The sequence below is a fragment of the Arthrobacter sp. 001422645 genome (genome assembly GCF_059816125.1).
Map to the genome: position 1 here is coordinate 93,430 of NZ_JCBANT010000012.1, position 23,726 is coordinate 117,155.

Sequence of the window (23,726 nt, forward strand, 5' to 3'; positions counted from 1 at the left end):
CAGCCGGCAGGGCGCCCGGTTCCACCACGGGCGCCCTGCCGGCTGTTTCACTGCTACGAACTTTTTGGAGACCACGTGACTACGTCAACCAACGGCAAATTCGACCGCACGCCCTTCATTGCGGGCAACTGGAAGATGAACATGGACCACGTCCAAGGCATCACCCTCCTGCAGAAACTGGCCTGGACCCTGTCCGACGCCAAGCACGACTACAGCCGGGCGGAGGTGGCCGTCTTCCCGCCGTTCACCGATCTCCGCGGCGTCCAGACCCTGGTCCAGGGCGATGAACTGAAGATCGTCTACGGCGGCCAGGACCTCTCCCAGTTCGATTCGGGTGCCTACACGGGCGACATCTCCGGGCAGTTCCTCGCCAAGCTCGGCTGCAGCTACGTCCTGGTCGGCCACAGCGAACGCCGCACCATCCATCACGAGTCGGACGATGTGCTGAACGCCAAGACGAAGGCAGCCTTCCGGCACGGCATCACTCCGGTGCTGTGCGTCGGAGAAGGCCTGGAGATCCGCCAGGCCGGCACCCACGTGGATCACACGCTCGCCCAGCTGCGTGCCGGCGTCGAGGGCCTCACAGCTGAGCAGGCTGCCGAACTCGTCGTCGCCTATGAGCCCGTGTGGGCCATCGGAACCGGCGAAGTCGCCGGCCCGGAGGACGCCCAGGAAATGTGCGCCGCCATCCGCGCCGAGCTCTCCACTCTCTTCGGCGCGGATGTCGCCGGCAAGACCCGCCTCCTCTACGGCGGTTCGGTCAAGGCCAACAACGCCGCGTCGATCCTCAAGGAACGCGACGTGGACGGATTGCTTGTCGGAGGTGCCAGCCTGGACGCCGCCGAGTTTGCTAATATTGTCAGGTTCGAGAGTCACCTGCTGACGGATTAGTCCGGACACTGTCGTGGCCCCCGCAATCCAAATCTTCTGAAAGGCCGTCGTGGACGTTCTTCATGTCATTCTGCAGGTTCTCCTTGGGATCACCAGCCTCCTGCTGACCTTGCTCATTCTGCTCCACAAGGGCCGTGGTGGCGGACTGTCCGACATGTTCGGCGGCGGCATGAGCTCCGGACTTAGCTCCTCCGGTGTGGCCGAGCGCAACCTCAACCGCTTCACGATCATTCTCGGTGTCACCTGGGGCCTTGTGATCATCGGCCTCGGCCTGATCATGCGGTTCAGTGGCGGCGGAGACTCCTAGCTGCACCGTCTTTCAAAAACTTCATAACGGGTCCTTGTGGCCCTCCCGGCATCGGGAACTCCGAACTACACTGTGGCTGACTGCACGCTCATTCCGTCCGCCAAGTAGCCAGGAGTTCCCGATGCTGCATTCCGCCTCCGGTTTCCGGGGCATCCGAGTTGGAGCCACCGAAGGGGCCGCGCCGCGCCACGAACCGCTCGACGGCGCCGCTGTCCGCACCCCGCGTATCCGCATCATTTACCTCTGCGGCAAGGGCCATGAGACCACGCTGGTGTTCGCCCAACTGCCCGACGACCAGATCCCCGGCGTCTGGGACTGCCGCCGCTGCGGCGGGACGGCCACCCGGGACGAGGCGCAGTTCGCCCTCGAGGACACACCGGCGGACGGCTTCAAGAGCCACCTCGAGTACGTTAAAGAACGGCGCTCCAGCCAGGACGCCGAAGACGTGCTGGCCGGAGCGCTCGAGAGGCTGCGGGCCCGCCGGATCTTCCCGGAGGGATAGCCCAGAGGGATAGCGCAGCGGGATAACGCGGAAAGATAGCGCAGCGGCTAGGAGAAGACAGCCGTTCCGGGTCAGCCCTTTCGGACCAGTTGTTCCGGCACCCGGGCAGCGGCGTTTTCGTCAATCAGCCAGAGTGTTTCGTTCCGGCCGCGCGGGCCGGCGGCCGGCACCTGCACCGGGTTGGCTCCCGCGAGGGCCAGGCCCACAGCCCCAGCCTTGTCCTCGCCGGCCACGACCATCCAGATTTCCGACGCCGTGTTGATGGCCGGCAGCGTGAGGGAGATCCGCAGCGGCGGGGGTTTGGGGGAGTTGCGGACCCCCACAACGGAGAGTTCCTTCTCCCGGATCCCGGCCTGCTCGGGGAAGAGCGACGCGACGTGCGCGTCGGGCCCGACGCCGAGCAGGACGATGTCGAAGCGGGGCAGGGCGGCCGGGTGCTCCGGGCGGTCATCGGACATGTCCGCAGCGTGTTCCGCGGCTGCCGCGTCACGGAGCCTCGCGGCATAGTCCGCGGCCGCGTCTTCGGGTGCGCCAAACTCGTCAGCGGACCCGGGGACGTGAATCCGTGCAGGGTCGGCCGGGATACGTGAGAGGAGCGCCTCGTGGGCCTGGCGGGCGTTGCGTTCCGGGTCGTCGGCTGCAACGAAGCGCTCATCGCCCCACCAGAAGTTGACCTTGGACCAGTCGACAGCGGAGAACGCCGGTGATTCGGCGACGGCCTTGAGCGAGCCGATGCCCATCGACCCTCCGGTAAGTACCACCGTCGCCTCGCCGTATTTGTCCTGGATGTCCACCAGCTTGGTGATCAGGCGGGCCGCGATGGCAGCCATGAGGACGGTCGAGTCGGGATGGATGCTTACTCTGGGGTCAGCGCTCACTGGGACGGACACTCCTTAGATTGGTACGTGGCAGTCCAATAGTAATCACTTCGCCGAACACTTCGTCCGGATCGAGCCGGCGGAGCTCTTCGGCGAGGCAGTCCTTCAGGCTTCGGCGCGGCAGGGAGATGCGCTGGACGGGCTGGCCGGGCTGGGTCAGCTCCGCCACGGTGAGGCCGGGCCGGAAGAGCTGGACGTCGCCGGCCGTCCGGGTGAGCCGCACGCGCCGGATACCGGTCCCTGCGGGGTCAGCGACGATCGTGACCGGCGCGTCGAGCGCCAGCGTGAGCCAGGCCGCGAGCAGGATGGTGCTGGGGGAGTCCGAGGCGCCTTCGACGGCGACGGCGGTGACGGGCGAGCCGTCCACCTGGTCCAGGACCGCTGCCAGCTGGATCCGCCAGTTGGTCAGGCGGGTCCAGGCGAGGTCCGTGTCGCCGGCCTTGTAGGTGCGGCGGATGTTTTCCAGCGCCCCTTGCGGGTCGGCCTCGTTGGCCGAGTCGGTGATCCGCCGGTGCGCGATCCGCCCGATCGACGTCTCGCAGGCGTTCTTGGGCGCACCATGGGGCCACCAGGCCACGATCGGCGCGTCCGGCAGCAGCAGGGCCGCGACGAGGGATTCGCTTTCCTCCGCGAGTTCACCGTAGCCGCGGAGCAGGATGACCTCGGACGCCCCGGCGTCGCCGCCCACCCGGATCTGCGCGTCGAGCCGGGTCGGGGCGCTGGCCCCGGCGTCGGCGAGGACGATGATCCGACAGGGGTGCTCGCGGCTGGCCTCGTTGGCGGCCTCGATGGCTTCCTCTTCGAGGCCGGACTTGGTGACCACCACGAGGGTCAGCACCCGGCCCAGGGCAATCACGCCGCCCTGCTCGCGCAGCGCCATGATCTTCTTGGAGATCTTGGAGGTGGTGGTATCGGGAAGATCTACGATCATGGCCTTCTCCAGGTTCGTCCGTCACGGGCAAGCAACTCGTCGGCGGAGGCGGGCCCCCAGCTTCCGGGTACGTATGGCTCGGGCTGTTCATTGAGGCTGGCCCAGTACTCCTCGAACGGATCCAGGATCTTCCAGGACAGCTCCACCTCGGCGTGCCGGGGGAACAGCGGCGGCTCTCCCAGGAGCACATCGAGGATGAGTCGTTCGTAGGCCTCAGGGCTGGACTCCGTGAAGGAGTGCCCATAGCCGAAGTCCATGGTCACGTCACGGACCTCCATCTGCGTGCCGGGAACCTTGGACCCGAAGCGGATGGTGGCGCCTTCATCGGGCTGGACCCGGATCACCACGGCGTTCTGGCCGAAGTCGTCCTCGCCGTGGTCGGTGAAGAGCAGGTTGGGGGCGCGTTTGAGAACCACCGCGATCTCGGTCACCCGGCGGCCCAGCCGTTTGCCGGCGCGCAGGTAGAACGGCACCCCGGACCAGCGGCGGGTGTTGATGTCGACCCGGATCGCGGCGAACGTCTCCGTCTTCGAATCGGCGGGGATGCCCTCCTCCTCCAGGTATCCCACGACCTTTTCGCCGCCCTGCCAGCCGCCGGTGAACTGCCCGCGGGCCGAGTGGGTGGAGAGATCATCGGGGAGCCGTACGGCGGCGAGGACCTTTTCCTTCTCGGCCCGGAGGTCATCGGCGTTGAAGGAAATTGGCTCCTCCATGGCGGTCAGCGCCAGGAGCTGCAGCAGGTGGTTCTGGATGACGTCGCGGGCCGCGCCCACGCCGTCGTAATACCCCGCCCGGCCGCCGGTGCCGATGTCCTCGGCCATGGTGATCTGGACATGGTCAACGTAATTTGCGTTCCAGAGCGGCTCAAAGAGCTGGTTGGCGAAGCGCAGCGCCAGGATGTTCTGCACCGTTTCTTTGCCGAGGTAGTGGTCGATCCGGAACACGGCGTCCTGCGGGAAGACCGATTCCACGATGTCGTTGAGCTGGCGCGCGGACTCGAGGTCGTGGCCGAAGGGCTTCTCAATGACCACGCGCCGCCACTTGTCGCCCTCGGCCTGGGCCAGGCCGTGCTTGGACAGCTGCCGGCAGACCAGCTCGAACGCGTTCGGCGGGATGGACAGGTAGAACGCGTGGTTGCCGCGTGTTCCCCGCTGCTCATCGAGTTCGTCGATCGTTTCGGACAGCCGCTTGAAGGCGTCGTCGTCGTCGAACTCGCCCTGCACGAAGCGGATGCCCTTCGCGAGCTGCTCCCACACCGTTTCATCAAACGGAGTGCGGGCGTAGGTCTTGACGGCCTCCTTCACCTCGGCCGCGAAGTCCTCGTTGTCCCACTCCCGGCGGGCGAAGCCCACCAGGGCAAAGCTCGGCGGCAGCAGCCCGCGGTTAGCCAGGTCGTACACGGCCGGCATGAGTTTCTTGCGTGCGAGGTCCCCCGTGACCCCGAACAGGACCAGTGACGACGGTCCCGCAATACGGTTCAGGCGCCGGTCACGGGGGTCCCGGAGCGGATTGCGCCCCCGGCCGGCCGTGTTCCTGCCGCCGTTGAGTTTTTCTGGCATGGTTGCGTTGGTGCCTTAGCTTTCGGTGGAGGGAACAGCCTGGCCGGCCAGCGTGGCGACAAGGTCCTGCAGCTGGCGGACGCCGGCTGCCCGGTCCGTGAGGTGCAGGCGGAGGACCGGACGGCCGTGATCGGACAAGACCTGCGCGTCGCCGGCGGCCTGGGCCGAGATCAGCTCGCCGAAGCTAAAGGGACGGTCAGGGATGGCCAGGTCGGCGGCGGCCGCGGCCGTCACCTGCAGGAAGACGCCGATCGCGGGTCCGCCCTTGTGGAACTGCCCGGTGGAGTGGAGGAAGCGCGGGCCCCAGCCGAACGTCACCGGACGGCCGCTGACGGCTGCCAGCTGGTCCCGGACGCCTTCCAGCGGAGCGTACGCGAGCCGGTCGAAGTAGGCCTGGACACTCAGGTAGCTGTCCGGTCCGAGCTCGCCCAGCAAGGCGCTGACCGCCCCGGCCGCGGTGGTGGCGGAGCCAAGCCAGTCGCCGCCGCGGACCTCGATGGCGCCGTCGGTGAACGCTGCGGGCGTCGGTTCCGGCTGGGCGTCCAGCAGCCCGCGGGCGGCCACCTTGGCGGCCTCGACGTCGGGCTGGTCGTAGGGGTTGATGCCCAGCAGGCGCCCCGCTACAGCGGTGGCGAACTCCCACGTCATCATCTGGGTGGGCAGGCCGCCGGCGATCGCGACCTCGTTCTCGCCGAGTTCGACGTCGGCGTCCGCGGCGACGAGCCGGACCACCAGGACATCGGGGGCGCCCAGCGTGGTTTCCGGCGACGCCGGGCCGGCAACGACCGGGAGTACGCCGGTGCCGAGCTTGCCGGTGGATTCCGCGATGAGCTGTTCGGCCCAGTCGGCGAAGCCCTTGATGCCTGAGCCGTCCTCGGCGATGACGATTTTGTCGCGCAGCGGATTCGTGCCGCCCAGCGCCGCACCGAGGGCCAGGCCGATGTTCTCCTCGCCGTCCTCGTTGAGGACCTCGGCAGCCTCCTCCGCTTCGTCCAGGAACGCCTGGACGTCCACGCCGGCCAGGCCGCACGGCACCATCCCGAACGCGGTGAGCGCCGAGTAGCGGCCGCCGACATTGGGATCGGCGTTGAAGACGGCGCGGTAGCCGGCCTCGCGGGCGGCCTTGTCCAGCGGTGAACCCGGATCGGTGACAATGATGATCCGGCTCTTCGCATCGAGACCCGCCTCGGTGAAGGCGTGCTCGAAGATCCGGCGCTGCGAGTCCGTCTCCAGGGTGGAGCCGGACTTCGAGGACACCACGATCGCCGTTTCGGCCAGCCGGTCCGCGAGGGCGGCGGCGACCTGTTCCGGGTCCGTGCTGTCCAGCACGGTCAGCTCGACGCCGGCGGTTCCGGCGATGACCTCGGGGGCCAGTGAGGATCCGCCCATTCCGCACAAGACGATCCGGCTGACTCCGTCGGCCCGCAGGGCTTCACGGAGGGCGAGGATGTCCGCCACGAGCGGCTGGGAGACTGTGGCCGCCTCGACCCACCCGAGCCGGACGGACGCTTCGGCCTCGGCGTCTGGGCCCCACAGGGTGGGGTCCTTGGCGAAGATCCGGGTGGCGACCTTGTCCTCCAGCAGGGCGGGCAGGTGCTGTTCGTGGGCCAGGCGGGCGGCGCCCGTGGCGTCGTAGCTGAGAGTGGTCATGGGGACTATGCGTCCTTCCGTGCAGCGGCGAGGGCGCCCTCGACGTCGGCCAGCAGTTCCTTCCAGCTTGCCACGAACTTGTCGAGGCCTTCGGACTCGAGCACCGCGACGACCTCGTTGTAGGAGATGCCGAGGGCATCGAGGGCGTTCAGCGTGGCGTTGGCGTCGTCATAACCGCGGGTGATCGTGTTGCCCGTGACGGTGCCGTGGTCGAACGTGGCGTCGAGGGTCTTCTCCGGCATGGTGTTCACCACGCCGGGGGCGACGAGTTCCGTGACGTACAGCGTGTCCGGGTACGCCGGGTCCTTGACCCCGGTGGAGGCCCACAGCGGACGCTGGGGGAGTGCGCCGGCGTCGGCCAGGAGGGCCCAGCGTTCGGTGGAGAAGAGCTCCTCGTTGACCTGGTAGGCGAGCCGGGCGTTGGCCAGGCCGGCCTTGCCCTTGAGGGCGCGGGCTTCGTCGGTGCCGATCGCGTCGAGGCGCTTGTCGATTTCGGAGTCCACGCGGGAGACGAAGAAGGACGCCACCGAGTGGATCCGGGAGAGGTCGTGGCCGTTGTCCTTGGCCTGCTCCAGGCCGGACTGGAAGGCGTTGATGACGGCGCGGTAGCGTTCCAGCGAGAAGATCAGCGTGACGTTGACGCTGATGCCTTCGGCCAGGGTCGCCGTGATGGCTTCGAGGCCCTCCAGGGTCGCCGGGATCTTGATGTGGACGTTGTCCTTGTTGACCTTCTTGTACAGGTGCTTGGCTTCGGCGATGGTGCCGGCGGTGTCCCAGGCGAGGCGCGGGTCAACTTCGATGGACACGCGGCCGTCAACACCCTTGGTGGCGGCTGCGACGGGGGCGAACAGTTCGCAGGCGTCGGCCACGTCGGTGGTGGTGATCTCGAAGACGGTTTCTTCGACCGTGGCGCCGGCGGCGGCCTGGGCGGCGATGATCGCGTCGTAGTCGTGGCCCGTGGTGATGGCGGCGTGGAAGATGCTGGGGTTCGTGGTGACACCGACAACGTTCTTCTCTTCAATCAGCTTGCGCAGCGTGCCCGTGCTGAGACGGCCGCGGGACAGGTCATCGAGCCAGATGGAGACACCGGCGTCGGAGAGCAACTGCGTGGGGGTCGCGGTGGGGGTGGTGGTCATGGTCACTCCTGAAGTCTGGGGCCGCCGCCGACAGGTGGCGGCGGCCCGGAAAGCGTTGAGTTTGGGTCAGGCCGGAAGTCCGGCGAGGGATTCCTTGGCGGCGGCGGCAACGGCCTCCGCGGTGATGCCGAATTCCTGGAACAGTCGCTTGTAGTCCGCCGACGCGCCGTAGTGCTCGAGGGAGACGGAACGGCCGGCGTCGCCGACGAATTCCCTCCAGCCCAGCGAGAGCCCGGCTTCGACCGATACACGCGCCTTGACTGCAGCCGGGAGCACCGCTTCGCGGTAGGCGGCGTCCTGCTTGTTGAACCACTCCACGCACGGCATGGAGACGACGCGGGTGGGGATACCTTCGGCCTGGAGCGCTTCGCGGGCGTTGACGGCCAGCTGCACCTCCGAGCCGGTGCCGATGAGGATGACCCGGGCCTCGGCGGTCTTGCCGTTGGCCGAGGCTTCGGCCAGGACGTAGCCGCCCTTCGCGACGCCGGCGGTGGAGCCGAACGTGTCGCCGTCGGCGTCGCCTGTTCCGCGGGCGTAGGTAGGGATGTTCTGGCGGGTCAGGACGATGCCGGCCGGGTTCTCGTGGTTCTCGAGCATGACCTTCCACGCGGCCGCGACCTCGTTGGCGTCGCCCGGGCGGACGACGTCCAGGCCCGGGATGGCGCGGAGCGAGGCAAGCTGCTCAACGGGCTGGTGGGTGGGTCCGTCTTCGCCGAGGCCGATCGAGTCGTGCGTCCAGACGTACAGCGACGGGACGCCCATGAGCGCGCCGAGGCGGATCGCGGGGCGCTGGTAGTCGCTGAAGATCAGGAAGGTGCCCGAGAAGGCGCGGGTGCGGCCGTGCAGGCTGATGCCGTTGACGATCGAGGCGGCGGCGTGTTCGCGGATGCCGAAGTGCAGCACGCGGCCGTAGGGGTTGCCCTTCCAGGCCTCCGTGGAGCGCGAGGCCGGGATGAACGACGGCGAACCCTCGATCGTGGTGTTGTTCGACTCGGCGAGGTCGGCCGAGCCGCCCCACAGTTCCGGCATGACCGGGCCGATCGCGTTCAGGACCTTACCGGAGGCGGCCCGGGTGGAGACGTCCTTGCCGGCTTCGAAGACCGGGAGGGCGGAGTCGAGTTCGGCCGGGAGCTTGCGGGCCTCGACACGCTCCAGCAGGGCGGCGGCCTCGGGGTTGTTGGACTGCCAGGCTTCGAAGGTCTCCTGCCATGCGCTGCGGGCGGCCGCGCCGCGGTCCACGGCTGCACGGGCGTGGGCCAGGACGTCGTCGTCCACCTGGAAGGACCGCTCGGGGTCGAAGCCGAGGACCTTTTTCAGCGCGGCGACTTCCTCGGAGCCCAGGGCGGAGCCGTGGATTTTGCCGGTGTTCTGCTTCTTCGGGGCCGGGTAGCCGATGATAGTGCGCAGCGAGACGATGGAGGGCTTGCCCGTCTCGGCCTTGGCGGCCAGCAGGGCGGCGTGCAGTTCCTGCACGTCCTCCTTGTACTCCCCGGTGCGGGTCCAGTCGACGCGCTGGACGTGCCAGCCGTAGGCTTCGTAGCGCTTCAGGACATCCTCGGTGAAGGCGATGTCGGTGTCGTCCTCGATCGAGATGTGGTTCTCGTCGTAAATCACCACGAGGTTGCCGAGCTCCTGGTGTCCGGCGAGCGAGGACGCCTCGGACGTGACACCTTCCTGGAGGTCGCCGTCGGACGCGATGACCCAGACGGTGTGGTCGAACGGGCTGGTGCCCTCGGCGGCGTCGGCGTCGAACAATCCGCGCTGGCGGCGCTGGGAGTACGCGAAGCCGACGGCGGATGCCAGGCCCTGGCCCAGCGGGCCGGTGGTGATTTCGACGCCCTTGGTGTGCTTGTACTCCGGGTGGCCCGGGGTCAGCGAGCCCCAGGTGCGCAGCGACTCAAGGTCCTTCAGTTCCAGGCCGTAGCCGGAGAGGAAGAGCTGGATGTACAGCGTCAGGGAGGTGTGGCCGGGGGAGAGGACGAACCGGTCGCGTCCCAGCCAGTCGGGGTTCTGCGGGTCGTGCCGCATCAGCTTCTGGAAGAGCAGGTAAGCGGCCGGAGCCAGGCTCATCGCGGTGCCGGGGTGGCCGTTACCGACCTTCTCGACGGCGTCGGCGGCCAGGACACGGATGGTGTCCACGGCGCGCTGGTCCAAGCTGGTCCATGACAGTTCTTGCTCTTCCAAATGTGGCACGAAAACCGGGCCCCTCTCTGTGCTGACGGCAGAGGTCTGGTCAGTCCCGCCCGGGGCACAGTTCGGTGCCCGCTGCGGTACGTACCAGCCGTTCACCATCGAAACGTTGATCTATCATTCAGTCGCGTGTGCAAACGCACCTCCGCAGATACTGCAGAAAGCAGGGCGGCCGTTTTTGGCCGTGGTCGTACACGCTGATCTGCTGACAGCTTAGCCCCATTCCGCCTGCCTGGTGCTGTATATCTCACCAATTGGACGGGTTTTACGCTTATATGAATCACCGGTGTCCGCGACAGCGGTGAGCCTGCGTTTACCTGTTCGAATCATGCCGCTGCAGCGGCGGGGGTTCACGGGACGCCTCGTCGCGCGCCCGCACGGTATGATGGTTCGTGGCTACCAACGGGGCGAGGGACACGCCCGTCCGCTGCGCGCGGACCCCTCCGAAATGCAACCCGCGTTGCTGAACCAGCCGGACTGAACAGCCAGACAGAACAGAGTGACTGCCACCGTGAGCACAACAGATACGCCGCTGACCGCTTCGCCCATCCGCGGAAGAATCGGCTTCGGCCGCAAAGCCAAGGCCTATCTGGCGCTCACAAAACCCCGTGTCATCGAACTCCTGCTGGTCAGCACCCTGCCGACCATGATCTACGCGGAGCGCGGTTTCCCGTCGATCGGCCTGATTCTGGCGACCCTCGTGGGCGGTGCCTTCGCCGCCGGCAGCGCCGGCGCGTTCAACTGCTACCTTGACCGCGACATCGACAAGCTGATGCACCGCACGGAGAACCGTCCCCTGGTCACGGGTGAGGTCACACCGCGCGAAGCGCTGGTCTTCTCGTGGCTGCTGGGAGCGGCGGCCATCGCGATCCTTTGGTTCGGGGCGAACCCGCTCGCCGCCTGGCTTGGGCTGGGGGCGATTGTCTTCTACGTGGTCATTTACACGATGATCCTCAAGCGCCGCACGGCCCAGAACATCGTCTGGGGCGGGGCGGCCGGATGCTTCCCCGTGCTCATTGCCTGGGCCGCCGTCACCAACACGGTCGAGTGGCCCGCGATTGTCCTGTTTATGGTCATCTTCCTCTGGACCCCGCCGCACTACTGGCCGCTGTCCATGCGGTACGGCGAGGACTACCGCAACGCCAACGTGCCGATGCTCGGGGCGATCGCCGGCGCCAAGGTGGTCTCGGTCCAGGTTGTCCTGTACGCGTGGGCCATGGTGGCGTGCTCGCTGCTGCTGGTACCGGCCGGTGGCGCCGGATGGGTCTACACCGTGACCGCCGTGCTCGCGGGCGCCTGGTTCCTCTACGAATCGCACGCGCTGTACAACCGCGCGCAAGCCGGCGACGTGTCCAACAAGGGCGCCATGAAGGTCTTCCACGGCTCCATCAGCTACCTGACCTTGCTCTTCATCGCCCTCGCCGTCGACCCGTTCGTCGGCTCCGCCATCATGGGCGGCTAGGCAGGCGGCACGCACTCCCCGAGACAAGACAGAAGCACCCCGGCCCAATCGGACCGGGGTGCTTCTGTCTGTGGACAGTGCTGTGACTCAATCCGGGGGGCAGCGTCCGGCCTGAGCGGCCAGCCTGAGTGGCCGGCCTGAGTGGCCGGCCTGAGTGGCCGGCCTGAGTGGCCGGCCTACTTGACCGGGCTGCTGCGGGCCAGGTCGGCGGCGTTCGTTGCCGCGCTCATCAGCAGGGCCGACCCCAGCATGTGCGCCCCCACCAGGAGCGCCGGGATGCCGTTGTAGTACTGCGTGAAGCCGATGACGGCCTGCAGCACCGTGACGCCCAGGAGCATGACGACGGCGGTCCGGAAGGGGCCGGTGATCCGGTCACGGAGGACGAGGTACAGCGCGAACAGCGCCCCTGCGGTGACCAGGTACGCCGGGACGGCGTGGATGTGCGAGAAGAGGTCCCAGTCCAGGTTGTTGCGCGGCGCGTCGGCGTCGCCTGCGTGCGGGCCGGCGCCGGTGACCACCACCCCCAGGCACACGGCCAGGGCGGAGAACAGCGCGACGGCGGTCATCAGCGGGCGCGCGACGCCCGGCAGGGCAGGCAGTTCGGCCACCCGGAACTTCCCCGTCCGCCCGTAGGCCCGGTTGACCAGCAGGGTGGCCACGACCACAAGGGCCATCGAGACCAGGAAGTGCAGCCCCACTACCCAGGGGTTCAGCTGGGTCAGCACCGTGATGCCGCCGATGATGGCCTGCGCCGGAATGCTGGCGAGCAGTGCCAGGGCCAGCAGGAAGAGGTCGCGGCGTTCCCTGCGGAGGTTCCACAGGTACACCAGCATCGTCACGGCGATGGCCGCCAGGGCGAAGGTCAGCAGGCGGTTGCCGAATTCGATGATGCCGTGGATCCCCATTTCCGGGGTGTTCACGAGCGAGGCGTCGGTGCAGCGCGGCCACGTGGGACAGCCCAGGCCCGAGGCGGTGAGGCGGACGGCGCCACCGGTCACGATCAGCATCGTCTGGCCGATCAGGGACAGCACCGCCAGCCGCTTCACTGTCTTGTCGACGGTGACGGGTAGCCAGGCGATGGTGCGGGTAGCGGTCCGGGGAGGGCGGGAGGCCGTGCTCACAGTTTTCTCAATTCCATTTGAACCAACGGGTTGCTGCGCCGCCGGCAATCGCCGTCCAGAGCAGCAGGACAAGGACGGAACCAGGGTTGACGCTGCCGGACAGGAACGCGTCCCGCATTGCCTGTCCCAGGGCGCCGGAGGGAAGGAAGTGCACGATCGACTGCAGCAGGGCGGGCAGCTTCTCCGCGGGGATCACGATCCCGCCGAGGGCACCCAGCAGGATCCACAGCAGGTTGGTGATGGCCAGGGTCGCTTCCGGCCGGACGGTGCCCGCAACGAGCAGACCCAGCGCCGTGAAGGCGGCCGCACCCAGCACCAGCACAGCCAGCGCCGGAGCCCAGCCCTGCGGATCCGGCTGCCAACCCAGGGTCAAGGCGACGGCCGTGACCACCAGCACCTGCAGGGACAGCACCGCGAGGACCGCCAGGACCTTTCCGGCGATCAGCCCGGTGCGGCCCAGGGGAGTGGTGGAGAGGAAGCGCAGGACCCCGTAGCGGCGGTCGAAACCGGTGGAGATGCCCTGGCCGGTGAACGCGGTGGACATGGCGCACAACGCCAGGATGCCCGGCACGGCGACATTGATCCGGCTTGCGCCGAACCCGTCCAGCAGGGGGGTGACCGTCAGGCCCACCATGGCCAGCAACGGCAGCACGACCGCCAGGATCAGCTGTTCGCCGTTCCGGAGCATGGTGGCGGTCTCGTACCTGCCCTGCAGCACGATGCGACGCAGCAGCGGGGCCGGCGCACCGCCCAGGGGTCGGGCCGGCAGGGCGCTGCCCGAAGGCGCGCTCCCCAGCGCGGCACTGTCGCGGGTCATCGGATCTCCCTTCCGGAGATGTCGAGGAAGACGTCCTCCAGGCTGCGTGCCTCAAGGCTCAGGGAGCGGGGCATGATGCCCCTGGCCGCCCACCAGGCGGTGATCGCGGCGAGGTCGGCGGGGGTGAGGGCGCCGGTGGCGGCGTAGCTGCCGGCCCGCGCTTCGGTGACGTCCACGCCGTCGGGCAGCACGCCGGTGAAGTCCAGACCAGGGTCGGCCTCGAACAGCAGCGTGCGGATGTGCTGTTCCCCGGCGTCGGGCGGCAGGGGGTGCTGCAGGAGCTGCGCGACTGTCCCCTCGGCGACGTTGCGGCCGGCGTCGATGATGTAGACGTAGTCGGCGAGGCGCTGGGCGTCATCCATGAGGTGCGTGGTCAGGACGATGCCCATCCCGCGGTTCCGGAGTTCGGAGATGAGCCCGAACACGAGCTGGCGCGACTGCGGGTCCAGGCCGGCGCTTGGCTCGTCGAGGAAAAGCACCTCGGGGTTGCCCACGAGTGCGGCCGCGAGGGCGAGCCGTTGCTTCTGCCCGCCCGAGAGGCGCCGCACGGAGGTGCGGCTGAAGGCCCCGACGCCTAGGCGGTCAATGAGCTCCCCGACCGGCCACGGGTTCTGGTACATGCCGGCAATATGCTTGAGGAGCGGGATGGGGCGGGCCGACGGCGGCAGCCCGCCGTCCTGCAGCATCACACCCACCCGGGACCGCAGTCCGGCCCCGGCCGTGTCCGGGTCCTCGCCCAGGAGGCTGATGCTGCCGTGGGTGCGTTTCTGCAGCCCCTGGGCGCACTCGATGGTGGTGGTTTTGCCGGCGCCGTTGGCCCCCAGCAGGGCAGTGACCTGGCCGCGTTCGGCGACGAGGGAAAGGCCGCTGACCACCCGCAGCATCTTGCCGTCGAGGGTGGGCAGTGGACCAACATCCTTGACTAGCCCGCTGATGGACAGGACGGGGGATTCGGGGGATCGCACCACAGCATTCTACGGGATGTAGTACGTCGCGTTCCGGCGGGCGGCCGGACGGGCCCCTCGCGGGAGATAGCCATGCCTTACTGGAACGGGGGACTAAATTACGACATGATTGTGTTGTGTATTCCATGAGCCCCTCAACGTCTGTCGCTTCCGGGCGCGTTCGCCCGCGCGCGGCATCAGCCGTGCCGCCGGAGGCAGGCGACTCAGTGGAGTCCGTGGCACTCGAGTCGGTCGTTGCGCGCGCCGCGACCGCGTTTCCGGCAGTCGACCCCGAGGAGCGCACCCGGGACCGCGTCCTGAACGCCGTCCTGGAGCACGGCCCCATCAGCGCCGCCGAACTGGGCGACCTCCTCGGTTTCACTCCCGCCGCGGTCCGCCGCCACCTGGACCACCTCTCACGCGACGGGGTGATCGAGGTCAAGCGCGCCACCCGCGCCGGCGCGGGCGCCGGACGCCCCGCACGCCGCTACGTGCTCAGTTCCCAGGGCCAGTCCACGCTCGGCAACGACTACCTGGACATCGCCACCCTGGCGCTGCAGCGCCTCGGCGAAATGGCCGGCCCCGACGCCGTGCGGCAGTTCGCCGTCGAACGCTTCGGCGACATGGAACGCCGCTACGCGCCGGAGATCAACGCCGCCGGCCCGGACATCACCGCCCGGGCGCAGGCACTCTCGGAAGCGCTGAGCCGCGACGGGTTCGTGGCGTCCACGGCGTCGATCGAAGCCAAAGCACCCCTGCCGGCGGCGCTCTCCAGCGTCCAGCTGTGCCAGGGTCACTGCCCCATCCAGCAGCTGGCCGCGCAGTTCCCCGTGTTCTGCGACGTGGAGACCGAGGTGTTCGCCCGCCTCGTCGGCGTCGATGTCCGCCGGCTTTCCACCCTGGCGCGCGGCGGCCACGTCTGCACCACCCACATACCTACAGGACGTCCGGCGGCCAGGGGGCCTCACAGCCCCGCAGCCACCCCGGGCAACCTGGACGAAGTATCCAACCATCTGCAAGAAAGGCCGTGATGACGGACCAACTATCAGAGAAGAAGGTTGCTGAATCCACTGTGATTTCGGAGATTCTGGAAAAGAATCCCGAGCTCCACGGAATCGGAACCTATGAGTACGGCTGGTCCGACAAGAACGACGTCGGGGCCAACGCCCGCCGCGGCATCGACGAAGACGTTGTCCGCGACATTTCGGCCAAAAAGAGCGAGCCGGAGTGGATGCTGGACCTGCGCCTCAAGGGCCTGAAGTACTTCGACCGCAAGCCCATGCCCACCTGGGGCGCGGACCTCTCCGGCATCGACTTCGACAACATCAAGTACTTCGTGCGGTCCACGGAAAAGCAGGCCGCCACCTGGGAGGACCTCCCGGAGGACATCCGGAACACGTACGAGAAGCTGGGCATCCCGGAAGCTGAGCGCAGCCGCCTGGTCTCCGGCGTCGCCGCGCAGTACGAGTCCGAGGTGGTGTACCACCAGATCCGCGAGGACCTGGAAGCCCAGGGCGTCATCTTCCTGGACACCGACACCGCACTGCGGGAACACCCGGAGATCTTCCAGGAGTACTTCGGCACCATCATCCCGGTGGGCGACAACAAGTTCGCGTCGCTGAACACGGCCGTCTGGTCCGGCGGTTCCTTCGTGTACGTCCCCAAGGGCGTCCACGTGGACATTCCCCTGCAGGCATACTTCCGCATCAACACGGAAAACATGGGCCAGTTCGAGCGGACGCTGATCATCGCCGATGAGGACTCCTACGTCCACTACATCGAAGGCTGCACCGCACCGATCTACACCTCGGACTCGCTGCACTCCGCCGTCGTGGAAATCATTGTGAAGAAGGGCGCCCGCGTCCGTTACACCACTATCCAGAACTGGTCCACGAACGTGTACAACCTGGTCACCAAGCGCGCCATCTGCGAAGAGGGCGCCACCATGGAGTGGGTCGACGGCAACATCGGTTCCAAGGTCACCATGAAGTACCCGGCCGTCTACCTCGTGGGTGAGGGCGCCAAGGGCGAGACGCTGTCCATCGCCTTCGCCGGCGAAGGCCAGCACCAGGACACCGGCTCCAAGATGGTCCACATCGCGCCGAACACCAAGAGCTCGATCGTGTCCAAGTCCGTGGCCCGCGGCGGCGGCCGTGCCGCCTACCGCGGCCTGGTCCAGGTCCGCGAAGGCGCCAAGCACTCGGCCAACACGGTCCGTTGCGACGCGCTCCTGGTGGACACCATCAGCCGCTCGGACACCTACCCCTACATCGACATCCGCGAGGATGACGTCACCATGGGACACGAGGCCACGGTCTCGCGGGTCAGCGAAGAGCAGCTGTTCTACCTGATGTCCCGCGGCATGCGCGAAGACGAGGCCATGGCGATGATCGTCCGCGGCTTCATCGAGCCGATTGCCCGCGAGCTGCCGATGGAATACGCGCTCGAGCTGAACCGCCTGATTGAACTGCAGATGGAAGGATCGGTCGGTTAATGACTGACATCACTACTGAAAAGGCCCGCATCGGCGCGCCGTCAGCCCAGCCGTTCATCAACGGTTTCACCGAGGAAGGCGAGAGCCTTTCACCGCTGAACGCCGCGGAGTCCAAGTCCCCGCTGGCCGGCGAGGCCGTCAAGCGGCACTCGCACGGCGGCGGCGTCGGCGTTCCGGACAGCTCACGCGCCGGTCGCCTGACCTCCTACAAGCTGGCGGACTTCAAGCCGCTCACCGGCATGGAAGAGGACTGGCGGTTCACCCCGCTCAAGCGCCTCCGCGGCCTCCACACCGAGGTTCTCAACGGCGCCGCGCCGTCCGTGAGCGTCACCGCGCCGGACAACGTCATCGTGGAAACCGTCGGCCGCGACGACCGCCGGATCGGCTCCGCCGCGATCCCCGAGGACCGCGTCTCCGCAAACGCCTGGGAGAACTTCACCGAAGCCACCGTGATCACGGTTCCGGCCGAGGTCCAGGCCGACGGCGAAGTCAGCGTCCTGCTGACCGGCCAGGGCACCGCGGCTTCCGCGCAGCACGTCGTGATTGTCGCGGAGAAGTTCTCCAAGTCCGTCGTTGTCCTGGACCACCAGGGCACCGCCGTCGTCTCGGAGAACATCGAGATCCTCGTGGAGGACGGCGCGCAGCTCACCGTCATCTCGCTCCAGGAATGGAACGACGACGCCGTGCACGCGTCCTCCCAGCAGGCAAAGCTCGGCCGGGACGCCAAGTTCAAGCACATCGTCGTCAGCCTCGGCGGCGACCTCGTGCGGGTCACGCCCTCGGCCCGCTTCACCGCCCCCGGCGCCGAAGCGGAACTGTTCGGCCTGTACTTCGCCGACGCCGGCCAGCACCTTGAGCAGCGCCTCTTCGTGGACCACGCTGTCGCCAACTGCAAGTCCAACGTCCTGTACAAGGGCGCACTGCAGGGCCGGAACGCGCACACCGTCTGGGTGGGTGACGTCCTGATCCGCAAGGAAGCAGAAGGCACCGACACCTACGAGGCCAACCGCAACCTGGTTCTCACCGACGGCGCCCGCGCCGACTCCGTGCCGAACCTGGAAATCGAGACCGGCCTGATCGCCGGCGCCGGCCACGCCAGCGCCACCGGACGTTTCGACGACCAGCACCTGTTCTACCTGATGGCCCGCGGCATTCCGGAAGAGGTGGCCCGCCGACTGGTGGTCCGCGGCTTCCTGAACGAGATCATCCAGAAGATCAAGGTTCCTGCCATCGAGGAGCGCCTCACGGCCGCTGTCGAGCGCGAACTCGCGGCAACGAATCATTAGCCATCACAGAAGCACGGGAAACCATCAATGACTGAACAGCCAAGAGGCGAGCTCGTCTGCAACGCCAGTGAGATCCAACTCAAGCAGGCGCTGCGGATCCTGGTCGACGACTACCCTGTCGCGATCGTGAAGGACTCGATGGGCGAAATCCACGCCATCGGGGACACCTGCTCGCACGCGGACATCTCCCTTTCCGAAGGCGAGGTGGAGGGCTGCATGATCGAGTGCTGGGGCCACGGCTCCCAGTTCGATCTGCGCAGCGGCGAGCCGCTCCAGCTGCCGGCCTACGATCCGGTCCCCGTCTTTGCCGTGACCGTCCTGGACGACGAGGTCTACGTGGACTTCACCAACGTCCTGAACGGCGCCGAGGCCCCGAACTTCAGCTAGCTGCCTGCAGCCGGCAACCCGCACTACAGAACTTATCGACAAGAAACCGCACAGTGCCGAAGGGCGCGGTGCAGAGGAGAACAAGGCACATGTCTACTCTTGAGATCAAGGACCTGCACGTCAGCATTGACACCGAGCAGGGCACGAAGGAAATCCTGAAGGGCGTCAGCCTGACCATCCGGACCGGCGAGACCCACGCCATCATGGGCCCGAACGGTTCCGGCAAGTCGACCCTGGCGTCCACCATCGCCGGGCACCCGCGCTACAACGTCACCTCCGGCACCATCACGCTGGACGGCGAAGACGTCCTCGCGATGAGCGTCGACGAGCGCGCCCGCGCCGGCATGTTCCTGGCCATGCAGTACCCGGTCGAGGTTCCCGGCGTCAGCATGACCAACTTCCTGCGCACCGCCAAGACGGCCATCGACGGCGAAGCACCCAAGCTGCGCACCTGGACCAAGGACGTCAAGGCCGCCATGGCCCAGTTGCGCATCGACGCCGACTTCACGCAGCGCAACGTCAACGAAGGCTTCTCCGGCGGAGAGAAGAAGCGCGTCGAAATCCTCCAGCTGGAGCTGTTCAAGCCGAAGTTCGCCATCCTCGACGAGACCGACTCCGGCCTGGACGTTGACGCACTCAAGGTTGTCTCCGAGGGTGTCAACCGCGCCCACGCCGAAGGCAACATGGGCACCCTGCTCATCACGCACTACACCCGGATCCTGCGCTACATCAAGCCGGACTTCGTGCACGTGTTCGTTGACGGCCAGGTTGTCGAAGAGGGCGGCCCGGAACTCGCCGACCGCCTCGAAGAAGAAGGCTACGACCGCTACGCCACCGGCGCAGGGGCAGCCACCATTGCTGCCGCTGACGCTGCAGCCCAGGCCTAGTTAGGACTTCACGATGACCGAACTCAATGTGGCCCGCACGGGCCTCGAGGATGTCGAAGAGGCACTCAAGGATGTGATCGACCCTGAACTGGGCGTGAACATCGTTGACCTCGGCCTGCTGTACGGCTTGAAGTACTCAGACGACGACGGCGCCCTGCTGATCGACATGACGCTCACCACGGCCGCCTGCCCGCTCACGGACGTCATCGAGGAGCAGGTCGGCAAGGCCCTGGACGGGGTCGTCGACGAATGGCGCCTGAACTGGGTGTGGATGCCGCCGTGGGGCCCGGAGCGGATCACCGAGGACGGCCGCGACCAGATGCGCGCCCTCGGCTTCAACATCTAGGTCCCGCCTCACAGCCTCGCTCCGCTTCGGCCAGGGAACCCTCCCCGCTACCTCCCCAAACTCGCACGCTCGCTTGGGGCCCCTCGGGAACGTGGGCCCAGGCGGCGGGGGCCCCTGACATGAAACGACGGCGGCCGGTCACCCTCCATGGAAGGTGACCGGCCGCCGTCGTCGTTTCATCGACTGCTCCGCAACCGCCCTTATGGCAGCCCAAAACGGCAGTTACGGAGCAACGGACGGGCTAGGGACTGGCGACGGCGAACGTGTCGCACTTTTTGATGTCGCCGGTGGTGTACCCCTGGTAGAACCACTTCTGCCGCTGGGCGCTGGAGCCGTGGGTCCAGGCCTCCGGTGACACCCGACCCGTCGCGGCCTCCTGGATCCGGTCATCTCCCACAGCCGAGGCTGCGGAGAGGGCATCCTGCAGGTCCCGTTCCGTCAGCGGATCCAGGAACGGCTGGCCCGTGGCGGGGTCCTCGGTGGTGGTGGCGTAGCGGACCCAGAGTCCGGCATAGCAGTCGGCCTGCAGCTCCACGCGGACGGCACCGGATTCCGGTCCCTTCGGGTCCTGCTGGGCGCGGTCGAGGCTGCCCAGCACGTTCTGCACGTGGTGCCCGAACTCGTGGGCGACGACGTACTCCTGCGCGAGCGGCCCGCCGGAGGACCCGAATCGATCCACGAGGTCCTGGAAGAACCCCGGGTCAAAGTACGCGGTAGTGTCCGCGGGGCAGTAGAACGGGCCCACATCCGAGGTGGCGGCGCCGCAGCCGGTGTTGGTGGCCTCATCAAAAATCACCGTGTCCGGCCGCGGGTACTGCCTGTTGTACTGGGCGAGGTAGGCCGGCCAGAAGGCGTTCAGGCTGTTGACCGTGCCAGTGATGCGGCAGTCGAGCCGGGCGTCGGCGTCGGCCCCGGTAGTGCAGGCCGGGGCGGTGCCCTGGGCCCCGGGGTCCTGCGTGGTGCCACCCAGGCCTTCCAGCATGCCCGGATTGATGCCGAGCAGGACCGCGATCAGCAGGACGATGCCGCCGCCGATCCCGCCGCCGACTTTGACGCCGCGGCCCATGCCGCGACGGTCCTGGACCTGCGAGGGGTCCAGCTGGACATTGTCATTGAAACTCATGCTGTCACAATATCGCGTCCCTGTTGGGCGGGGGTTCCGGCCCGGTAAAGTTGGTCCGATGCCTTTTCTCAACAGACTCCAGCGCTGGGCCGATGACCGCCCCGACGGAACCGCCGTCGTCGTGGACGGGCAGCGCCTGAGCTGGGAAGAGCTGCGGGACACGGCCGCCGGCCTGCTGCCGGACACTCCCGCCGTAACCATGCTGTCCGAGGAGAACTCGCTGCACTTCGCCACCACGTTCGCAGCCGCCGTCGCGGGGGAGCGGCAATGCGCCGTGCTGGACCCGCTGTGGCCGCAGCAGCTCCAGGACGGAATCAGGGACCGGATCCGCGACGCCGTGCCGGCCGCGTCGGGCGCCAGCACCCCTTCAGAACCCGCGGCCGGGCTGGAACTCGCCGACGGGCTCCCGGACACGACATTCCTGATCGGACTGACATCCGGCACCACGTCCGTCCCCAAGGCGTTCACCCGCACGCGGCGCTCCTGGCAGCTGTCCTTCGACGCCTCGGTGCAGTTCTTCGGCCTTGCGGTGGACGACAAGACCCTGGCGCCCGGGCCGCTCGCGGCGAGCCTGAATCTCTATGCCCTGGCCGAATGCCTGTACGCCGGCTCGGAGTTCCATACCCTGTCGCGGTTCGACGTCGGCGACGCCCACGCCGCGGTGAGCCATGACGGGATCACCCGTCTGGTGCTCGTCCCCACGATGCTCCGGCTCCTCAGCGAACGGGGGCTCAGTGGCGGTGTGGACGCCTCAGGCATCCGGACCATCATCTGTGCCGGCTCGAAACTGGACGCGCGGACCCTTGAAGCTGCCCGCCGCTGGGCGCCCAACGCCACCATTTTTGAATACTACGGCGCCTCGGAACTCAGCTTTGTCTCCGGGGCCGGGCTCCGGCCCGGGCAGCAGCCCGAGCAACGCGGAGCAGCGATCGGGAAGCCGTTCCCCGGCGTCGGGATCCGCATCCTTGACGACGACGGCGCCGAGCTGCCGGACGGCACTGACGGCAACATCTGCGTCCGCAGCGGGATGGTCAGCGACGGCTATCTCTGGGGCGACGACGGCCAGGCCCTGCAGAGCTTCGACGGCTGGCACACGGTGGGGGACCAGGGCTACCTCGACGGCGGGACCCTGCACATGCTGGGCCGCCGCTCGGACATGATCATCACGGCGGGCACCAACGTCTACCCGCACGAGGTGGAGCTGGCGCTGGCCTCCGTCCCCGGTGTGGCCGCCGCCGTGGCGGCCGGTTTGGCGGACGATCTCCGCGGGCAGAAGGTGGTGGCCGGCATTGTGCCTTCGCACGGCGGGGTGACTGCCACCCAGCTGAAGGCCGGCGTTGAGGACGTGCTGGCGCGGAACAAACGGCCGCTGGAGTATTTTGCCCTGGCCGAACTGCCCCTGACGGACCGCGGCAAACTCAGCCGGGAACTGCTCCTCGACTGGATTGCGCGCAACGACTCCCGGATCCGGCGCCTTGGCTGAGCGGCAGCCGCAATCCGCCGCGCTGGCCACCCTGCCGGAGGAACGGCAGCCGGTGATCATTGCCGCCCGGCGCACCCCCATCTGCCGGGCGAACGGCGCACTCAAGGCGGTCCCCGCCCATGAACTGCTCGCCCCCGTGCTCCGTGCCCTGCTGGCCGACACCGGCGCGGCTCCGGAGTCGGTTGCCGACGTCGTAATCGGCAACGCCGTGGGCGGCGGCGGAAACGTGGCCCGGCTGTCAGCCCTCGAGGCCGGGCTTCCGGTCAGCGTCCCCGGCGTCACGGTGGACCGTCAGTGCGGCTCCGGGCTGGACGCGATCGTGCTGGCCGCCGGCCTCGTGGCCGCCGGCGGGGGCGGGCTGTATCTGGCCGGCGGTGTGGAGAGCATCAGCACGGCGCCGCTGCGTGCCCGCCGGGGCGCCGGGGGTGTCCCCGACTTCTTCACCCGGGCGCAGTTTGTCCCCGTAGGCCTGGGCGATCCGGACATGGGAGTGGCCGCGGAGAATGTGGCCGCGCACTTCGGCATCAGCCGGGAGCGGCAGGATGCGGTGGCGCTGCGCAGCCACCGGCGGGCACTGGCGTCCGCCGCCGCGGGGACCTTCGACGCCGAGATCGTGCAGCTCGCAGGGGTTGCCGGACCGGACGGCGCTGGTGGTACCGACGGCGGCACGGTGACTTCCGACGACGGGCCGCGCCGGGGCCTCACGGAGGCCGTGCTCGCACGCTTCCCGCCCGTTTTCGCCGAGGGCGGCACCGTCACGGCGGGGAACTCCTGCTTCGACGCGGACGGTGCGGCCGGCGTCGTCATCACGTCGGTGGAACGCGCCCGCGAGCTGGGGGCCGGCGACGGCCTGCTGGTGCTGGGAACGGACACGGCCGGCGTTGACCCGCGGCTGCTGGGCATCGGGGCGGCCGCGGCTGCCGAACGGCTGCTGGAACGATGCGGCGTTCGTGCCGCGGAGCTGGGACTGGTCGAGTTCAACGAGGCCTTCGCCTCCCAGACCATTGCGTGCTTGGACCAGCTGGGCATCCCGCCGGAACGGGCCAACCTCGACGGCGGCGCGCTGGCCCTGGGCCACGCCTACGGCGCGTCCGGCGCGGTGCTGGTCACCAGGCTGCTGGCGCAGGCTCGGCGCAGCCCGGTCGAGGGGCAACTGGCGCTGGCCATGATCAGCATCGCCGGAGGAATGGGCACCGCAGCGCTGCTGGAGTACCGGCGGTTCTCCTAGCTGCTGCGCTTCCTTGGGACATGCTCAGTCCTGGGCCCGGGCACTGGACATACTGGGCTTATGTCCACTGGCCGCGCGCTGGGGAGGGCATGTCCCCCGCTCGG

General features: G+C 68.1%; 22 protein-coding genes. 12 read left to right on the forward strand and 10 right to left on the reverse strand.

The features are described 5' to 3' along the window. Window positions 1–75: 75 nt before the first annotated feature. The 3 genes from tpiA to AC6EUH_RS13185 all read left to right on the forward strand — a co-directional run bounded on the left by tpiA (window position 76) and on the right by AC6EUH_RS13185 (window position 1,700). Window positions 76–891, forward strand: a complete 816-nt coding sequence (gene tpiA, locus AC6EUH_RS13175) for a triose-phosphate isomerase (protein WP_056433973.1) — start codon at window positions 76–78, stop codon at window positions 889–891. A gap of 49 nt (window positions 892–940) precedes the next feature. Further along, window positions 941–1,198 carry a preprotein translocase subunit SecG gene (gene secG / locus AC6EUH_RS13180; RefSeq protein WP_056433976.1) on the forward strand — a complete coding sequence of 86 codons (258 nt, stop codon included), beginning with the start codon at window positions 941–943 and terminating at the stop codon, window positions 1,196–1,198. Between the two features lie 121 nt (window positions 1,199–1,319). Then, a complete protein-coding gene (locus AC6EUH_RS13185; protein WP_499738904.1) occupies window positions 1,320–1,700 on the forward strand; it encodes an RNA polymerase-binding protein RbpA in 381 nt (126 codons plus the stop codon). Window positions 1,701–1,771: 71 nt separating this feature from the next. Here the strand turns inward: AC6EUH_RS13185 and pgl are convergent, their stop codons facing one another. From pgl to tkt, 6 genes are all read right to left on the reverse strand, one after another. Beyond that, on the reverse strand, window positions 1,772–2,578 hold the full coding sequence (pgl, locus tag AC6EUH_RS13190) for a 6-phosphogluconolactonase (RefSeq protein WP_056433982.1): 807 nt from the start codon (window positions 2,576–2,578) through the stop codon (window positions 1,772–1,774). Continuing rightward, the gene (locus AC6EUH_RS13195) at window positions 2,568–3,509 is read right to left on the reverse strand and encodes a glucose-6-phosphate dehydrogenase assembly protein OpcA (RefSeq protein ID WP_056433984.1); all 942 of its coding nucleotides are present in this window, start codon (window positions 3,507–3,509) and stop codon (window positions 2,568–2,570) included. The genes pgl and AC6EUH_RS13195 overlap by 11 nt, the downstream gene beginning before the upstream one ends. Next, window positions 3,506–5,068 (reverse strand): glucose-6-phosphate dehydrogenase, encoded by a 1,563-nt coding sequence (gene zwf, locus AC6EUH_RS13200; RefSeq protein WP_499738905.1) that lies wholly within the window; start codon window positions 5,066–5,068, stop codon window positions 3,506–3,508. Before zwf ends, AC6EUH_RS13195 begins: the two co-directional genes overlap by 4 nt. Window positions 5,069–5,083: 15 nt before the next feature. Continuing rightward, window positions 5,084–6,718, reverse strand: a complete 1,635-nt coding sequence (locus AC6EUH_RS13205; protein WP_499738906.1) for a phosphoglucose isomerase-related protein — start codon at window positions 6,716–6,718, stop codon at window positions 5,084–5,086. A gap of 5 nt (window positions 6,719–6,723) precedes the next feature. Beyond that, entirely contained in the window at window positions 6,724–7,854 is a 1,131-nt protein-coding gene (gene tal, locus AC6EUH_RS13210) for a transaldolase (RefSeq protein ID WP_499738907.1), read from the reverse strand. A gap of 66 nt (window positions 7,855–7,920) precedes the next feature. Further along, window positions 7,921–10,038 (reverse strand): transketolase, encoded by a 2,118-nt coding sequence (tkt, locus tag AC6EUH_RS13215; RefSeq protein ID WP_499738908.1) that lies wholly within the window; start codon window positions 10,036–10,038, stop codon window positions 7,921–7,923. 505 nt (window positions 10,039–10,543) lie between these two features. On the opposite strand from tkt, the gene AC6EUH_RS13220 reads away from it, so the two are divergent. Continuing rightward, a complete protein-coding gene (locus AC6EUH_RS13220) occupies window positions 10,544–11,506 on the forward strand; it encodes a heme o synthase (RefSeq protein WP_056433998.1) in 963 nt (320 codons plus the stop codon). Between the two features lie 176 nt (window positions 11,507–11,682). Here AC6EUH_RS13220 and AC6EUH_RS13225 read toward each other — a convergent pair whose 3' ends face one another. The 3 genes from AC6EUH_RS13225 to AC6EUH_RS13235 are packed head-to-tail and all read right to left on the reverse strand — an operon-like array spanning window position 11,683 to window position 14,409. After that, the gene (locus AC6EUH_RS13225) at window positions 11,683–12,627 is read right to left on the reverse strand and encodes a COX15/CtaA family protein (protein WP_056434001.1); all 945 of its coding nucleotides are present in this window, start codon (window positions 12,625–12,627) and stop codon (window positions 11,683–11,685) included. 7 nt (window positions 12,628–12,634) lie between these two features. Then, the gene (locus AC6EUH_RS13230) at window positions 12,635–13,444 is read right to left on the reverse strand and encodes an ABC transporter permease (protein ID WP_082492852.1); all 810 of its coding nucleotides are present in this window, start codon (window positions 13,442–13,444) and stop codon (window positions 12,635–12,637) included. After that, on the reverse strand, window positions 13,441–14,409 hold the full coding sequence (locus AC6EUH_RS13235) for an ABC transporter ATP-binding protein (RefSeq protein WP_499738909.1): 969 nt from the start codon (window positions 14,407–14,409) through the stop codon (window positions 13,441–13,443). Before AC6EUH_RS13235 ends, AC6EUH_RS13230 begins: the two co-directional genes overlap by 4 nt. A 215-nt stretch (window positions 14,410–14,624) precedes the next feature. Between AC6EUH_RS13235 and AC6EUH_RS13240 the strand changes: the two genes are divergently transcribed. From AC6EUH_RS13240 to AC6EUH_RS13265, 6 genes are all read left to right on the forward strand, one after another. Further along, window positions 14,625–15,419, forward strand: coding sequence for a helix-turn-helix transcriptional regulator (locus tag AC6EUH_RS13240; RefSeq protein WP_200913096.1), 795 nt, complete (start codon window positions 14,625–14,627; stop codon window positions 15,417–15,419). Further along, the gene (gene sufB, locus AC6EUH_RS13245; protein WP_144670222.1) at window positions 15,419–16,882 is read left to right on the forward strand and encodes a Fe-S cluster assembly protein SufB; all 1,464 of its coding nucleotides are present in this window, start codon (window positions 15,419–15,421) and stop codon (window positions 16,880–16,882) included. The genes AC6EUH_RS13240 and sufB overlap by 1 nt, the downstream gene beginning before the upstream one ends. Continuing rightward, the gene (sufD, locus tag AC6EUH_RS13250; protein WP_056434010.1) at window positions 16,882–18,168 is read left to right on the forward strand and encodes a Fe-S cluster assembly protein SufD; all 1,287 of its coding nucleotides are present in this window, start codon (window positions 16,882–16,884) and stop codon (window positions 18,166–18,168) included. The genes sufB and sufD overlap by 1 nt, the downstream gene beginning before the upstream one ends. A gap of 27 nt (window positions 18,169–18,195) precedes the next feature. After that, the gene (locus AC6EUH_RS13255) at window positions 18,196–18,555 is read left to right on the forward strand and encodes a non-heme iron oxygenase ferredoxin subunit (protein ID WP_056434013.1); all 360 of its coding nucleotides are present in this window, start codon (window positions 18,196–18,198) and stop codon (window positions 18,553–18,555) included. Between the two features lie 89 nt (window positions 18,556–18,644). Further along, window positions 18,645–19,442 carry a Fe-S cluster assembly ATPase SufC gene (sufC, locus tag AC6EUH_RS13260; RefSeq protein WP_056434015.1) on the forward strand — a complete coding sequence of 266 codons (798 nt, stop codon included), beginning with the start codon at window positions 18,645–18,647 and terminating at the stop codon, window positions 19,440–19,442. Between the two features lie 13 nt (window positions 19,443–19,455). Beyond that, window positions 19,456–19,788, forward strand: a complete 333-nt coding sequence (locus AC6EUH_RS13265) for a metal-sulfur cluster assembly factor (RefSeq protein WP_056434018.1) — start codon at window positions 19,456–19,458, stop codon at window positions 19,786–19,788. Window positions 19,789–20,029: 241 nt separating this feature from the next. On the opposite strand, the gene ypfJ is transcribed toward AC6EUH_RS13265, so the two are convergent. Then, the gene (gene ypfJ / locus AC6EUH_RS13270) at window positions 20,030–20,911 is read right to left on the reverse strand and encodes a KPN_02809 family neutral zinc metallopeptidase (RefSeq protein ID WP_056434021.1); all 882 of its coding nucleotides are present in this window, start codon (window positions 20,909–20,911) and stop codon (window positions 20,030–20,032) included. A gap of 58 nt (window positions 20,912–20,969) precedes the next feature. On the opposite strand from ypfJ, the gene AC6EUH_RS13275 reads away from it, so the two are divergent. Both AC6EUH_RS13275 and AC6EUH_RS13280 read left to right on the forward strand, forming a co-directional pair. Next, entirely contained in the window at window positions 20,970–22,394 is a 1,425-nt protein-coding gene (locus AC6EUH_RS13275; RefSeq protein WP_499738910.1) for a class I adenylate-forming enzyme family protein, read from the forward strand. Further along, window positions 22,387–23,622: a thiolase family protein gene (locus tag AC6EUH_RS13280; RefSeq protein ID WP_499738911.1), complete on the forward strand. Its 1,236-nt coding sequence runs from the start codon at window positions 22,387–22,389 to the stop codon at window positions 23,620–23,622. The genes AC6EUH_RS13275 and AC6EUH_RS13280 overlap by 8 nt, the downstream gene beginning before the upstream one ends. Window positions 23,623–23,726: the final 104 nt, after the last annotated feature.